This is a genomic window from Capnocytophaga sp. oral taxon 338 str. F0234, assembly GCF_000192225.1.
In the GTDB taxonomy this organism is placed as follows: Bacteria; Bacteroidota; Bacteroidia; order Flavobacteriales; family Flavobacteriaceae; genus Capnocytophaga.
In genome coordinates this window covers 459,192-473,345 of record NZ_GL872413.1, presented here as the reverse complement: position 1 = coordinate 473,345, position 14,154 = coordinate 459,192, and the positions used below count along the sequence as shown (strand labels likewise).

Sequence of the window (14,154 nt, the reverse complement as noted above, 5' to 3'; positions counted from 1 at the left end):
GCTGCTTAAATCGAACTCACGTTATTTTAGTATTATAATGATTAAGACTCTAATTATTACCCATATTTATCATTGGCATTATATCCTTTATAACCAATTGCAAGGAAGTAGTACCCTTCCACGTATTTTGAGAAAGTTCATAAGCGATGGTAAAGGGCTGTCCTTTTTCCACAATAGACTTTTTATGACCCAACCCAAAGCCAACAGCCTCAAACTCCTGCCTTAGAGAGGAGTCTGTAAGAGTCATGCGCAAGTGACTCCCTTCATTCCCCATAAGGAAAACATTCTTAGCAATTACCTCATAAGCCAAGAAGATGGGGGTCATATTCTTAGGTCCAAAGGGAGCAAAGCGCTGCAGACAACGATAGAAAGGTAAAGTTATTTCCTTCAAAGGCATCTCAACACTAAGGGTAATTGCAGGCTTACGAAGTGCTTCAGGGAGCGTTTGGGCGACTATTTCTTGAAACCTTTTTTTAAAAGGAAGGTAGTTCTCTGGCAAGAGAGTCATCCCTGCTGCTGCCGTATGTCCACCAAATTGGAGCAGATAATCTCTACATTGGCAGAGTGCCTCATATAAGTTATACCCCTTCACTGAACGAGCTGAAGCAGTCAATACATCTCCACTTTGAGTAAAGACAATCGTAGGGCGATAATAAGTTTCAGTAAGTCGAGAAGCAACAATACCAATAACGCCCTTATGCCAATCTTTGGAAAAGACCACTGTAGCAGAAGCCTCTTCTTCATGATTGCTCACAATTTGCTCAAGAGCTTCTTGAGTAATTTGCTCATCAGCTCCCTTACGCTTATGGTTTAAGAATTCCAAGCAGGAGGCTTCCTCCAAAGCATTCTGGGTAAGGAAATCCACTGCCTTCTGTGCGTGTGCCATACGCCCTGCTGCATTAATACGCGGAGCTGCTACAAATACCAAATCCCTTACCTGTATAGGAGGAGGTACGGAAGCCAAAAGCAATGTCATCACTTGGGAAGGTTGCTCATTGATTTGGCGCAAGCCAAAATAAACCAGTACACGATTCTCCCCTGTGATGGGTACTATATCTGCACAGGTAGCCAAGGCCACCAAATCCAAAAATTCATAAGGAGTATGGGAAGGAAGTTGTAAGGACTTACAGAGTGCCTGTATAAGCTTAAATCCTATCCCACAACCACAAAGTTCTTTATAGGGATAAGTACAATCCGCTCGCTTAGGATTGAGCACAGCTACTGCCTTAGGCAAAGTTTCGGCGGGAGTATGGTGATCAGTAATGATCATCTCTATCCCCTTTCCCTTAGCATATTGGACTTTCTCATGTCCCTTAATACCACAGTCCAAGGTGATAATAAGGCTTACATCATTATCCACTGCATAATCTATCCCTTGAAAGGATATGCCATATCCTTCCTTATATCTATCAGGAACATAAGTGCTTACATTTGGATAAACTTTAGAAAGAAATAGATATAATATAGACACTGAGCAAGTACCATCCACATCATAATCACCATAAATGAGAATATTCTCCTTATGCTTTATAGCCAGAAGAATGCGCTCCACTGCCCTATCCATATCCTTCATTACAAAAGGATTATGGAGTTGTTCTAAAGAAGGATTAAAGAATTCTTTTGCCTGTTTAAAAGAATGAATACCTCGTTGTAGGAGCAGGCAAGCAATGGTTTTCTGCCAAGGGAGGGTGCTTGAGAAAAGGGTCTGGGAAAGAGTTTCTATCTCCTCTTGCATGGGGATAGGTAAGAAATCCCAAACCAGCTTATTCGGCATTATAAGGATGTTCTTCTCCGTTAAAGAATAATTGAATATGAACTGTAGCAAACTGGCGGAACATAGCAATTACCCCACAATATTTCTCAACAGAAAGGCTCACTACATGAGTGATTTGTTCTATATCCAAATCCTTTCCTTCAAAAAAGTAACATACAGTTACTTCCTCATACGTTCGAGGATGATTTTTAGCGAGCTTCCCCTTCACATCAAGGGTGAAATTATCCAACTCTATGTGTTTTTTCTTAAGCAAAGAGAGGACATCCAAGCCTGTACATCCAGCAAGAGCGGAAAGCATAAGAGCTTTTGGGTGCATTCCATTGTTTCCACCTCCATTTTCAGGAGTAGTATCAATAAAAAAAGAATTTCCACTAGGATTGGTGGAGGTGAATTGCATATCTCCTTCCCAGTAGGCGGTTACTTCGTGCATTTATATTTAAAAATTTAGATAAATTACTTTTTCTTAGGACTACAACCAGCCATAGTAGTAATCTTAATCGCTTCTGTAGGGGCAAGATATTGATTACGAGTTACCACTTCAGCCACTGTATTTCGGGCAAGTTCTTCAAAGGCTTTCGCTAGTGGTGTTCCCTCTTGCAAAGCAGCAGGACGTCCTACATCACCGGACTCACGAAGGCTCTGCACCAAAGGAATTTCACCAAGGAGTGGGGTATCCGTACGCTCTGCTAAGGATTTCACTCCTTCCTTACCAAAGATATAATATTTGTTTTCAGGTAATTCTGCAGGAGTAAAATAAGCCATATTCTCTACCAGCCCTAATACGGGTACATTAATCGTTTCCTGACGGAACATAGCAATCCCCTTACGAGCATCTGCGAGAGCCACATTCTGAGGAGTGCTCACTACTATCGCTCCTGTAATAGGCAAGGCTTGCATGATACTAAGGTGGATATCTCCTGTACCTGGAGGTAGGTCAATGAGTAAGAAGTCCAATTCGCCCCAGTGGGCATCAAAGATCATTTGATTCAGCGCCTTACTTGCCATAGGACCTCTCCAAATCACTGCCTGGTCAGGATGTGTGAAAAAACCTATAGAAAGGATTTTGACCCCATAATTCTCTACCGGCTCCATCTTAGAACGTCCCTCTATATCCACAGAAACTGGACGTTGTTCTTGTACATCAAACATCATGGGAATAGAAGGTCCATAGATATCCGCATCCAAAAGTCCTACTTTAAATCCCATTTTACGCAAGGCAATGGCTAAGTTGGCTGTAATCGTTGATTTTCCCACGCCTCCCTTACCAGAGGCAACAGCAATAATATTCCTGATTCCCTCAATAGGCTTGCCCTTTATCTCATTCTTCTCTACTGTAGGAGCAGCTTCTACAGTAATATTTACCTTTACCTTCGCCTTTTCATGTACTTCTGCATGGATAGCCTTCATAATCTCAACCTCTATCTTCTTCTTAGCCTGTAGGGTAGGATTAGAAATCGTTACATCCACTACGACCTCATCACCAAAGATAACAATATTCTTAACCACTCCTGTATCAATGAGGTTTCCTCCCTCTCCAGGAGAAGTAATCTTACGTAGAGCTTCTATAACTTGAGATTTTAATATTGTCATAATGAATAATAGTTAATTATCAATCTATTAATTGCAAAAACTTCCCTTCAGCCCTATACAAGAGTGAACGAAAGTTTCTAACATGATGTAATGTTGAGTGTCAATTTTTAATGGTTAGAATTAATTATTTTTCTCTTCCAATTTTTTTTGTTCTTCTTTTTTTGAGGAGTTTTCTGCAGGCTTCTCTTCATCTTTCATTGCATCCTTGAACTCACGTATTCCCCCTCCTAAGCCACGCATAAGCTCAGGAATCTTCTTACCTCCAAAGAACAAAAGGGCTATTGCTATAATAATGATTACTTGGGGAGCACCTATCATCCCTAAGAAAATATGGCTTGCTAACATAACTTTTTTTGAGGGCAAAGATACGAGATTTTTTTTATATCTGTAATAAAAACTCATATTTTTGATGTACCTTTGCAAAAAAATATTTCAATACCCTAATGAGTGCTTAGGATTGCTTATGGAGAAAACTACACAATGTATTTTCATAGTTTTTAGGAGTAGAGTTACTCCTGACATAGTGTAGTGGGATACTCCCGAGCTGTTTGGCAGCTTACTTATTAGGGGGGAATTATCCTCCCCAACTTAAATCAAATAAATTAGATTTTTTAGTAAAAATATCATTCAATGGAAGTTAAGAAAAAACGTAAGAGCCTACGTGGTAAGTGGCTTTTCAAGTACAGAGTAGCCATTATGAACGAAAACACCTTAGAAGATGTGGCTACCTTTCGTCTCAATCGGTTGAACGTATTCGTATATAGTAGCCTTTTTGCTATATTACTCATTACACTAACTTCATTGGTCATTATCTACTCTCCTCTAAGACAATATATCTTGGGGTTCTCAGAGGCTGACCTTAAGAAACGTATCGTAGATCTTACCTTTCATACGGATTCCTTACAACAGCGTATCAATAGCAATGAAGCTTATTTTGCTTCCTTACAGAAAGTTCTTACAGGAGATATTCATCCTGATAAGATTAACAAGGACTCCGTTCTGAACTCCGTACAGCAGATTCCCGTGGAGACAGACCTACAAGCCAGTGAAGAGGAAATGAAATTACGTGCAGAAGTAGCAGAAGAAGAACGTTATAGTGTGTTTGACGCCGCCTCTTCTTCCTCTAAGAACAAAACCTTCTTCCCTCCCACTCAGGGAACTATCTCTAGTAAATTCAAGACCGATAAGCACCATTATGGGATTGATATCGCCACCTCTGAAGGAACCCCTGTCAAAGCGGTAAGTAATGGTACGGTGGTTTTTGCAGAATGGTCTGCACAAACAGGCTTTGTGATTATCATTGAACATCCTAATAATTTCGTTTCCATATATAAGCATAACGCTTCCATTACTAAGAAACAAGGAGATAGGGTAAGCTCTGGAGAGGTAATTGCTAAAGTAGGAAATACCGGCGAATTCTCCACTGGGAGCCACCTACATTTTGAACTCTGGCATGAGGGCTATCCTGTAGATCCCCTTAACTATATGAACTTTAATTAACTATTAATTGAGGCGTCAAAATAATTTCATATATTTGCACTCTGAAAATTAATGTATTATGGAATTATTTAAGGGACAAAGCCTCTTAGAGTTACTGAACGCTTTAAAACAGACTTAGATTGCGAAGAATATCTAGCTTCTTTAAAGTGGGAAGATGGATATTGCTGTCGCAAATTACGAGGTATATATTCTTGGGTATCAGAGTTTAATATAGACCGATATTTAGCGGAATACAGTTTTAGAATTAATCGCTCACAAAGCAAAGAGACTATCTTTAACAAATTAATAAAAAGAATTGTAGAGGGTTCTCCCGTTTCCCAAAGTCAATTAGTATGTAGCTAAATAGACATCTCAATAATTTTATTTTAAAAACTCTAACCCCTGATAGAAATCTTTATATTCTTCCTCATAACTACTCAATACAAATATGGGAGGCTCATTTTCTGAAAGGAAAGTTAGCCAATGACCATAGGAGTAAAATACAATATTTTCTATAATATCTGGTTTTCCCTTAATGAAATTACCAATATAAAAATTTTTATACATCCATACGGTTGCGATACCATTTCCAGCAAAAACACGCTCTATTACTTTCTTATTATCTTTAACAATCATTAAGTAAATCATTCTTTCATCCCATCTTTCATTGAGCTTATCCCAATTGGAAAAGGCTTGCATATAAAAGTCAGCATTATTTATTTTTCCTTTATATGTATTATCTATATGAAGAGAGATAGGATATTCATAGTAAGCATATTTGTCCAATAAACTGTAATTGATAGGAAAAGGAATATCTATATTTTTTATCTTCACGCTTTCTATTCTTTTTATTTTTCCCGTTTGGAATATATTTCCATCCTCAATAGATGCGTAATCATATTCTTTTCCTTTATATAAGGTATCTAGTTCTTCGCTATAACTTAATAATAAACCAACATCAAAATACTTCTCTTCTATTTTTCCTTCTATTATCTCAATAGGATTGTAAGCGATCATTTCTAAATCTTTTATTAAATACGTATCCAGTTTGTCATTTTTTATACTATAAGCATACACTGTATCAGTTTGTTTTAGGTGTAATTGTTCTAATATTTGCTCTTTGCGTTTTCCTGTTAGGGAGAAATAATATTTTTGCTTATTTATCTCTTTCTTTGTAAGGAGCGGTTCTTTTTGACTAAGCCTATAAGGTATAGAGAGATTTACGTAATATCCAAATTTTGGAAAAACACTAACTTCATTTACTTTATAAACCTTCAAGTTAGCTGGTTTCCTATTTAAATAACCATACCCTTCTTCTGAATTAGGATATATATTTACAAATTTTAAGCTATCTCTATAAAAAATACGATCAGCCGCTATAAGAGAATCTTCACTTATAATTTCTTTTTTTTCTTCCTCTTGTGAAGGATTTACCTCTATTTTTTCCCTTTTACACGCCGTGATTAGGAAAAATACACTTATTATATATAATACGTATTTCATTATATGGTACATTTTAGTGTCTATTATCTATTATAGTCAAACAAATTTAGATTGCGAATAAATAAAAGATTTATTATCTTTGCACTGTCTATGGAACTAACACTGTCACCAACAGAAATAGAGGAACTTAGAAAGCTCTAACGCAACTTGCAAGGTCGCTCGGATTATGCCCGAGTTACCTGTATTTTGATGCTTTCTATGGGCAATACTCCTATTTTTGTTGCTGATTGCTTAGGTATAGATATTTCTACTATTTATTGTTATCGTTCCTTATATCTTGAAGGAGGACTAGATAAACTCCTTGAGAATCGTTATAGAGGTTATCAAGGTCTGCTTAATATTTTTCAAATAGAATCCTTAAAACAAGAGTTACGCACACATCTTTATACAGATGCAAAACAAGTATCTCAATGGGTTAAAGACACTTTTGAAGTTACCTATACTCCACAAGGAATGGCTGATTTACTTAACAGAATTGGTTTTTCCTACAAGAAAACAACCGAAGTGCCTTGTGAGGCAGATCCTTTAAAACAAAAACTATTTGTTGAAGCACTCTCTAAAATTCTTCAAGAAAAGGAAGAAGGGGATGTGGTGTATTTTGCCGGTGGTGTTCATCCTACGCACAACAGCCGTTCCACTTATGCTTGGATAGAGAAAGGTAAAGAGTTTCAACAACCAACAGTTAGTGGGCGTGATAGATTGAATATCAATGGTTTACTTAATGCTTATGATGTTACAGATGTAATAGCTCTTGATTGTGAATGCGTTAATGCAGAATCAACGAAAGAACTTTACGAATTAGCTCTTAAAAAGCATCCAAACGCTAAAAATATTTATATTATATCCGATAATGCTCGCTATTATCACAATAAAGAGCTTCAAAACTGGGTAGAAGATAATAGAATCAAGCAAATTTTTCTTGCCTCCATACTCTCCAAACCTCAATTTAATAGAGCACTTGTGGAAATTCTTAGGAAAAAAGGTAATCAATACGGGTTTCTATCGGAACAAGACAGAATTCCGAGATGCTATAAGGAATTTCTTTGATAATATACATACTTATAAAAAGGAGTTAGAGTCACTTCTAACTCTCAATTTCCGTTTGATAAATTCACAAACCATTTCTTTTTGACTATAATAGCTTATCAACCCAAAGGCAGATGTCTGACGAGGTTTGCCTTTGTTGACATTCAGAATCTTAGAAAGAACTATCTACAATCGTTTTTTGACGGCAACTTATGGCTTAACAAACGGTGTCAGAAGACTGACACGCTTTCAAACGTGCGACTGATAGATGCCGCTTTAAACATCATCAAGGGAGGGCAAGGGTAAAGGAGAGAATTTAGATGTGCTGAAAAAATCTCCACCTTCACTTCGTGCGATCGCACGCTGCGTTCGTTCAGGTAGTATTTTTTCAGTTCAAACTTTGTGTCGCTAAAACCCTACGGTTGGCATACTTCTGAAGATGAGCGCATAGGCGTCTAACAAGAAAAGTTTTTTCATTGCTAATAATATACTATTTTTCTACTTTGGTGTTCGATATATTTGCCATTCCTGTAGGTTTGTTTTAGGGTCCAGTTACCTTGAGTGTCGTACTTGTAGCGGTAGGTAGTTACGGAGGTTGCTGTGGTATTGTCTTCTTTTTTGTAGCTTAATTCTCTGCGACTTATATCGCCTTGTGGGGTGTATTGATAGCGGTATTTTTCAGCTTGATCTAGAGGGAACTTGGTGTTGTATTCAGTTTCTTCAACTACTTGATTTTTATCGTTGTATTGATATTCTGCTATAAACTGATCGTATCTTATTTCCTTGATTAATTGTCCTTTATCATTGTAGTGATATAGTTTTTCTTCTTTTAGTTCTCTATCGTAGTTAGTAATGCTTTTAATCTGCCTATCGGGGGTGTAGCCTATTTCTAAGCTTAAGGTATTCTTCTCACCAAAAGAACGCAAGCGCTGCAGGTTACCTTTGTCGTCATAATCAATTTTCAGGGAGAAGACCACCTCTTCACCATTATTAAAGAAGACTTCGGTGCAGTATTGTTTACCGTTCTTGGTTTGGTAATTAAAATAAACGATTTTGCCCTCTTGATAGGCAATATGGCTTATTTGTCCGTCATCATTGCGGGTGATGATACGATTTTCAGACAAGAAAAACACATCTAAGCTGCCTTGCAGGGGTGTATCTAAGAAATCTTTAACGTGAGTTTCGTGGTATTCCATCTGGTCTTGGCCTGTGAGGGAATCTTTCGAATAAGAGGGAGGATCCCAGATACATATAGGGAACTGATAGATGAAGGTTTCTTTAGTAAAGAACACATCATTGAAGTGATCTTGGCGGAAGGTAAGACGCCCTAAGGTATCGTACTCTGAGATGATAGGCAAGGTATCATTTCTGTATTGCTGATAAGTGATGAGTTGTTTTACTCTGCCGCGAAGATGCTCTTTTTCCCAATCGGAGAAAGGATTGGAAGGTTCTGATCTTTGAGAGCAGCTTATCATCAAGCAAGACAGGAAAAGTGCTATTTGTATTTTGGATATGTATTTCATAGAGTGTTTTGCTATGTGCGGCAAAGGTAAGCATTTATTTTGAGAGAAGCCCCTCTTTGCTGTTTTTTATTAGGTCAAACGCATCAAAATTTAAATTAATCATCTGATTATCATAATTATTCTTATCTTTGCTAAAAAAATAGGAATAAATTTATGAGTGCAGAAATTTGGAATGCTATTGCAGTTGTAAAAGACCCACGAGTTCAAGGAAGAATTGATTATCCTTTAGGGTTGATATTATTGGTAAGCTTATATGCAACTATATCAGGATGTGATGATTGGGAGCAAATTGAAGATTATGCTAATATCCATAGCGAAGACTTAAGAAATCTATATACTAAACTTTCTGGGAAAGAATTGAAGGTTAGCAGAATGCCTACTCACGATACCTTTAATCATGTATTTCAGGTAATTGACCCCAAAGAATTTTTAGAGGTTTACAAAAAATTTATAATATCAACCCGTTGTGCATTTTAAATAATAGAGGCTTTTAGATTGTGAGTTTCTCTATTTAATATAAACTTATTGATGTATTGTATCAATGTTAAAGATGTTATCTTACTAAATATCAGCGTTTTAAAACCTTCAAATGATTTTGCATAATTACGTTTTATCATAAATTGATCACATAGTTGGGAAAATAAAGTCTCTATTCGTTTTCGTTTTTTCCTAAAGAGCCTAAATTGAGGTTTGTAGTCTTTTTGATTAGTCCTTTTAGGTGTATCTAATTGAATATTAGCATAGTTAAACAAATCTATTTGTACTTCTGCTGAGAGATAACCTTTATCTCCTATCAAGGTACAGTTTGACAATTGTTCTTTCACATTACTGCTGTTGCGTTATTTTTTAAAAGTCAAATAGACTAAGTTGTAAATTTGTATTCTGAATAGGTTTTTCATTAGTAATCAATTCTTTAATTGGAGTTTTGTCAAGTAATGAGATTTAAAAGCAAATATACTCATTTCAAATCGTTGAAAATAAAAACGATTATAACTAACTGAATATGATGTAATTATAAACAAATTAAAAAAAACAACGCAACACTAGTATTTTAAAATCAAAATGCACAACGGGTTATTCTTTAAAATGAAACATATTATAATCACATTATTACTTTTTGGACTTACATTTTCCGTAAAGGCACAAGTTTATTTAGGTGAAACGGATAGTATTATTGTAAAAAGATACTATTATAGAGATAAAGAATTGTCAGAGATTGGTTCTCATGACAGGGATATTTTTGAGGAGTTATCTTCCAAAAACTAACCCACAAACAAGAAAAAATATTACGCCAAAAATTAAAACAAAAGAAAAGTTTTTATCATCAAAGAGCTTTATTAAATCATTTTAATATAAGTGTTCTCATCTACAAAGATGGAGCAAAAGTTTTTAAAATTAATTATTCTTCTTTAACAAACAACTTAACTATCTATAAAAGGGTAGATGAAGATGACTATGATTATATATAAAGGGCAAGCCACCCCATACTTATATCGCTTTTTAAATAAATTATAATTGAGGTGGCAAAATAATTTCATATATTTGTACTCTGAAAATTAATGTATTATGAAATTATTTAAGGGACAAAGCCTCTTAGAGTTTACTGAACGCTTTAAAACAGACTTAGATTGCGAAGAATATCTAGCTTCTTTAAAGTGGGAAGATGGATATTGCTGTCGCAAATGTGGTCATAAAAAATACCAAGTCAGAAAAGATTTTTCACGTACTTGTAATATCTGTGGAGATACGGAAAGTCCTACTGCTGGAACACTATTTCATAGACTAAAATTTGGGTTACGTAAAGCATTTTTTATATGTTTTGAAATGACAACTACAACTAAGGGGTTATCAGCTTCACAAGTTGCTCGTCGTTATGAAATTAGTCGTCAGACTGCACATTATTTTATGCAAAAAGTCCGAGAAGCTATGAAATCCAGTGAATCGCACAAAATGAATGATAGCGTTTAGGTTGATGAATTTACCATAGGAGGAAAAGAGGAAGGAAAACAAGGTTGAAGCTATGACACAAAGAAAAAGAAAGTTCTTTGTGCAATGGAACTTACTGACCCAAGGCAAAGTAAAGCGCTTTTACGCACTAAAAATACCTGATTTTTCCTCAAAATCATTACGAACAATATTTGACAAACATATTAGTAAAACAGCACAAGTTACTACTGACGAATGGAAAGGATATAAACCTATAAAAGACTTTAATATAACTCAAATTTCTAGTAATGATGGGAAGAATTTTCCTATATTACATAAGGTAATACATCAGGTAAAGTATTGGATACGAGGTATATATTCTTGGGTATCAGAATTTAACATAGACCTATATTTAGCGGAATACAGTTTTAGAATTAATCACTCACAAAATAAAGATACTATCTTTAACAAATTAATGAAAAGAATTGTTGAGCGTTCTCCCGTTTCCCAAAGTCAATTAGTATGTAGCTAAATAGACACCTCTATTCATTTATTTTCCGATGGGGCGATTGCGTTATTTTTTGAATGGAAATGACCGTTGGTTAAAGGAAAAACAGTATTTCGGTCTGCCAAAGTTTAAAGAATGGTGGGATAAAGCCGCTTATGCCGAATATTATTTATCAGAATGTGAATATGAAGGCAGTTGTGGTCCGGGTTATCAATCCTTAAGTGAAGAATAAAAAGAAAAAATAATAACAAGTTACAAATAATGAGTTATGAGTTACAAAGGTTGTTTAGCAAACGCTGAGCAACCTTTTTTATATTTTTATCCTTAAATTCCATAGAAAAACATTTTGTTTTATAAAAAACCGTTTTTACAAATCCTCCTCTCTAAGTAGAACAAACGTCTTTGGGCTAATACCTCTCTTCATAATTCATAATTCGTAATAATTTCGTAATTCGTAACTCGTAATTCGTAATTATTTATTATCTTTGTCGCCTAAAAATGAATACGATACCTATCGTATTTGCTATAATAAATGAAATAATATGAAACTAATAAAAGACCTTCAAAAAGGTACTTATCTGTTATTGATGATAGTAGCCTTAGTTGTTATCAGTTGCTCAAAAAATGATAACAACTCAATTGATACTGAATCTCCTATACTGGCTACTATTACCAAAATTGAAACTACTGCTTTTGATACCACTACTATTACGTGGGATCTAACTACTGATGGGCAAACTGATGCTGAAGAGCTCACTTATCAGCTGTTATGGCAGATGAGGGGTAGTAGTGAGGTGAAAAATAGCGGTACCCCAAAAGCTCTTTTCAGCACTTATAAGCTTACAGGGCTTACCGAGAAAACTACTTACCGCGTATGGGTAAAGGTATGGGACAAAGCAGGTAACACTACTGAGTATCCCGCACAGGAGTTCACTACCCCTGCTAAGCCTATCAATCCTACTGGACTTGATACAACAAACTATATACAGCTTACTACCGAGAAAAAAGTAGGAGAAATAATAAGCTTTTTTATTGATGGTGATAAAATAGACAAAAAAGGGTTTTGGATTGACTTCAACAACAATGGTAAATGGGACGAAGGGATAGATGTTCTACCAAAGTTCGAAGGTTATCTTGATTATACCCTAAAATCTCAAACTTTTAGAATATATGGTAAAGTTATTGAGTTATTTTGCGAATACCTAGAGCTTACAGACTTGAATATTAGTCATAACCCTTTTTTGAGGAAGTTATTGGTTGAAAATAATAAACTTCCATCTATTAAAAACTTAGAGCATATAACAGCATTATCTTTGGATAGTCATACTATGCTCAATAGCACTCTCCCTACTAATCTTTCTTTTTTGGATATAACCGAAACCACTGCTATTCCTGTCTTCGATGTTAAAGCATTTACAAATCTTAAAGAATTACTTATAAACAGATGTAAAAGTATCCATAGCTTAGACCTTAGCCAAAACCCGCAACTTGTCCGTTTAGAAATTAACAACACCAATATCACTACTTTAGACCTTTCTAAGCAACCTAATCTTGCAATATTACACGCTTCAGAAGCTCCCCTTACGAGCATAAACATACAAGAAAATACTAAGTTATATTGGGTATTACTTGAGCTTACAAAAGATGGTAAAGGGCTTATGGGTACTGCCCTTCTCGACTTTATTAAAGCCTTACCCACAAATAAAGTTGGTGCTGTGGCTAATATTAAACTAAGCCCAGCCCAACAAACAGATGTTGTAAAAAGCCTTTTGCAAAGTAAACACTGGGGAATTTATTAATTTGTTAATTATTTAATTGAGGTGTTAAAATAATTTCATATATTTGCACTCTGAAAATTAATGTATTATGGAATTATTTAAGGGACAAAGCCTCTTAGAGTTTACTGAACGCTTTAAAACAGACTTAGATTGCGAAGAATACTTAATACCAAGTTCGCAAAGATTTTTCACGTACCTGTAATATCTGTGGAGATACGGAAAGTCCTACAGCTGGAACACTATTTCATAGACTAAAATTTGGGTTACGTAAAGCATTTTTTATATGTTTTGAAATGACAACAACAACAACTAAAGGTTTATCAGCCTCACAAGTTGCTCGTCGTTATGAAATTAGTCGTCAGACTACACATTATTTTATGCAAAAAGTCCGAGAAGCTATGAAATCCAGTGAATCGCACAAAATGAATGATAGAGTGCAGGTTGATGAATTTACCATAGGAGAAAAAGAGGAAGGAAAACAAGGTAGAAGCTATGAGATATATATTCTTGGGTATCAGAATTTAACATAGACCGATATTTAGCGGAATACAGTTTTAGAATTAATCGCTCACAAAATAAAGATACTATCTTTAACAAATTAATGAAAAGAATTGTAGAACGTTCTCCCGTTTCCCAAAGTCAATTAGTATGTAGCTAAATAGACATCTCAAAAAAAGTTTAAACAGCTTCTGTATCTTTGCCCAAAGTTCCTGAATTTTGGTGTTCTTTTTTTTTTCAAACACAAAATTACTAATTTTCGGGAACTTTTACTTTATTATAGAAATAAGTTTAAACAGCTTCAAAAAGAGAAAAGAAGAAAAAAGAGAAATTAATTTTAAAATATTCAGATGGTAAAGATTTATTATTTTATTTCAGCGTGTTTATTGTTGTTTTCTTGCAATAATAACAATACCCAAGTATCATCTTCTGATGATATTAGAGATACTATTTCCTCTATCAAAAGAGATACCATAGTAGAAAAAGATACAATTGCACCAATTCAAGTGCCTAAAGAAGAAACTGATGAAGCTACAAAAATGATTTTGG

11 protein-coding genes and 6 pseudogenes are annotated in these 14,154 nt (G+C 35.2%); 10 read left to right on the top strand and 7 right to left on the bottom strand.

The genetic code is table 11. The features are described 5' to 3' along the window. Positions 1–49 precede the first annotated feature (49 nt). The 4 genes from recJ to tatA form a co-directional block, all read right to left on the bottom strand. The gene (recJ, locus tag HMPREF9071_RS02240; RefSeq protein ID WP_009744921.1) at positions 50–1,774 is read right to left on the bottom strand and encodes a single-stranded-DNA-specific exonuclease RecJ; all 1,725 of its coding nucleotides are present in this window, start codon (positions 1,772–1,774) and stop codon (positions 50–52) included. Then, positions 1,764–2,204, bottom strand: coding sequence for an OsmC family protein (locus HMPREF9071_RS02235; protein WP_009744920.1), 441 nt, complete (start codon positions 2,202–2,204; stop codon positions 1,764–1,766). The genes recJ and HMPREF9071_RS02235 overlap by 11 nt, the downstream gene beginning before the upstream one ends. Before the next feature lie 23 nt (positions 2,205–2,227). After that, complete coding sequence (locus HMPREF9071_RS02230) at positions 2,228–3,364, bottom strand: Mrp/NBP35 family ATP-binding protein (RefSeq protein ID WP_009744919.1); 1,137 nt, start codon at positions 3,362–3,364, stop codon at positions 2,228–2,230. Between the two features lie 120 nt (positions 3,365–3,484). Beyond that, positions 3,485–3,709 carry a twin-arginine translocase TatA/TatE family subunit gene (tatA, locus tag HMPREF9071_RS02225; RefSeq protein ID WP_040357916.1) on the bottom strand — a complete coding sequence of 75 codons (225 nt, stop codon included), beginning with the start codon at positions 3,707–3,709 and terminating at the stop codon, positions 3,485–3,487. Positions 3,710–3,994: 285 nt separating this feature from the next. Here tatA and HMPREF9071_RS02220 point away from each other — a divergent pair, with 285 nt between their 5' ends. Both HMPREF9071_RS02220 and HMPREF9071_RS12090 read left to right on the top strand, forming a co-directional pair. Next, positions 3,995–4,864, top strand: coding sequence for a M23 family metallopeptidase (locus HMPREF9071_RS02220; RefSeq protein ID WP_009744916.1), 870 nt, complete (start codon positions 3,995–3,997; stop codon positions 4,862–4,864). Positions 4,865–5,038: 174 nt separating this feature from the next. Further along, positions 5,039–5,206: pseudogene (locus HMPREF9071_RS12090) on the top strand (IS1595 family transposase); the annotation flags it as partial. Between the two features lie 18 nt (positions 5,207–5,224). Here the strand turns inward: HMPREF9071_RS12090 and HMPREF9071_RS02215 are convergent. Further along, positions 5,225–6,346, bottom strand: a complete 1,122-nt coding sequence (locus HMPREF9071_RS02215) for a hypothetical protein (protein ID WP_009744915.1) — start codon at positions 6,344–6,346, stop codon at positions 5,225–5,227. 198 nt (positions 6,347–6,544) lie between these two features. On the opposite strand from HMPREF9071_RS02215, the gene HMPREF9071_RS12450 reads away from it, so the two are divergent. Together HMPREF9071_RS12450 and HMPREF9071_RS12445 are read left to right on the top strand one after the other, a co-directional pair. Further along, a complete protein-coding gene (locus HMPREF9071_RS12450; RefSeq protein ID WP_371258654.1) occupies positions 6,545–7,393 on the top strand; it encodes an IS630 family transposase in 849 nt (282 codons plus the stop codon). Further along, a pseudogene (locus HMPREF9071_RS12445) lies at positions 7,314–7,478 on the top strand (IS630 family transposase); the annotation flags it as partial. The gene HMPREF9071_RS12450 and the pseudogene HMPREF9071_RS12445, both read left to right, overlap by 80 nt. Positions 7,479–7,851: 373 nt before the next feature. Here the strand turns inward: HMPREF9071_RS12445 and HMPREF9071_RS02205 are convergent. Further along, positions 7,852–8,895, bottom strand: a complete 1,044-nt coding sequence (locus HMPREF9071_RS02205; RefSeq protein WP_040357910.1) for a hypothetical protein — start codon at positions 8,893–8,895, stop codon at positions 7,852–7,854. Positions 8,896–9,048: 153 nt separating this feature from the next. On the opposite strand from HMPREF9071_RS02205, the gene HMPREF9071_RS02200 reads away from it, so the two are divergent. After that, complete coding sequence (locus HMPREF9071_RS02200; protein WP_009744912.1) at positions 9,049–9,372, top strand: transposase family protein; 324 nt, start codon at positions 9,049–9,051, stop codon at positions 9,370–9,372. Here HMPREF9071_RS02200 and HMPREF9071_RS02195 read toward each other — a convergent pair. Beyond that, positions 9,369–9,722: pseudogene (locus HMPREF9071_RS02195) on the bottom strand (transposase); the annotation flags it as partial. The gene HMPREF9071_RS02200 and the pseudogene HMPREF9071_RS02195 sit on opposite strands and share 4 nt — an antisense overlap. A 739-nt stretch (positions 9,723–10,461) precedes the next feature. Here HMPREF9071_RS02195 and HMPREF9071_RS11890 point away from each other — a divergent pair. The 5 genes and pseudogenes from HMPREF9071_RS11890 to HMPREF9071_RS02165 form a co-directional block, all read left to right on the top strand. Next, positions 10,462–11,353 (top strand): annotated as a pseudogene (locus tag HMPREF9071_RS11890) (IS1595 family transposase). A 28-nt stretch (positions 11,354–11,381) separates the two neighbouring features. Next, positions 11,382–11,561: a hypothetical protein gene (locus HMPREF9071_RS02180; RefSeq protein WP_009744907.1), complete on the top strand. Its 180-nt coding sequence runs from the start codon at positions 11,382–11,384 to the stop codon at positions 11,559–11,561. A 310-nt stretch (positions 11,562–11,871) separates the two neighbouring features. Then, positions 11,872–13,128, top strand: coding sequence for a fibronectin type III domain-containing protein (locus HMPREF9071_RS02175; protein WP_009744906.1), 1,257 nt, complete (start codon positions 11,872–11,874; stop codon positions 13,126–13,128). Between the two features lie 67 nt (positions 13,129–13,195). After that, positions 13,196–13,765 (top strand): annotated as a pseudogene (locus tag HMPREF9071_RS02170) (hypothetical protein). 190 nt (positions 13,766–13,955) lie between these two features. Continuing rightward, positions 13,956–14,154: pseudogene (locus HMPREF9071_RS02165) on the top strand (DUF3828 domain-containing protein); the annotation flags it as partial.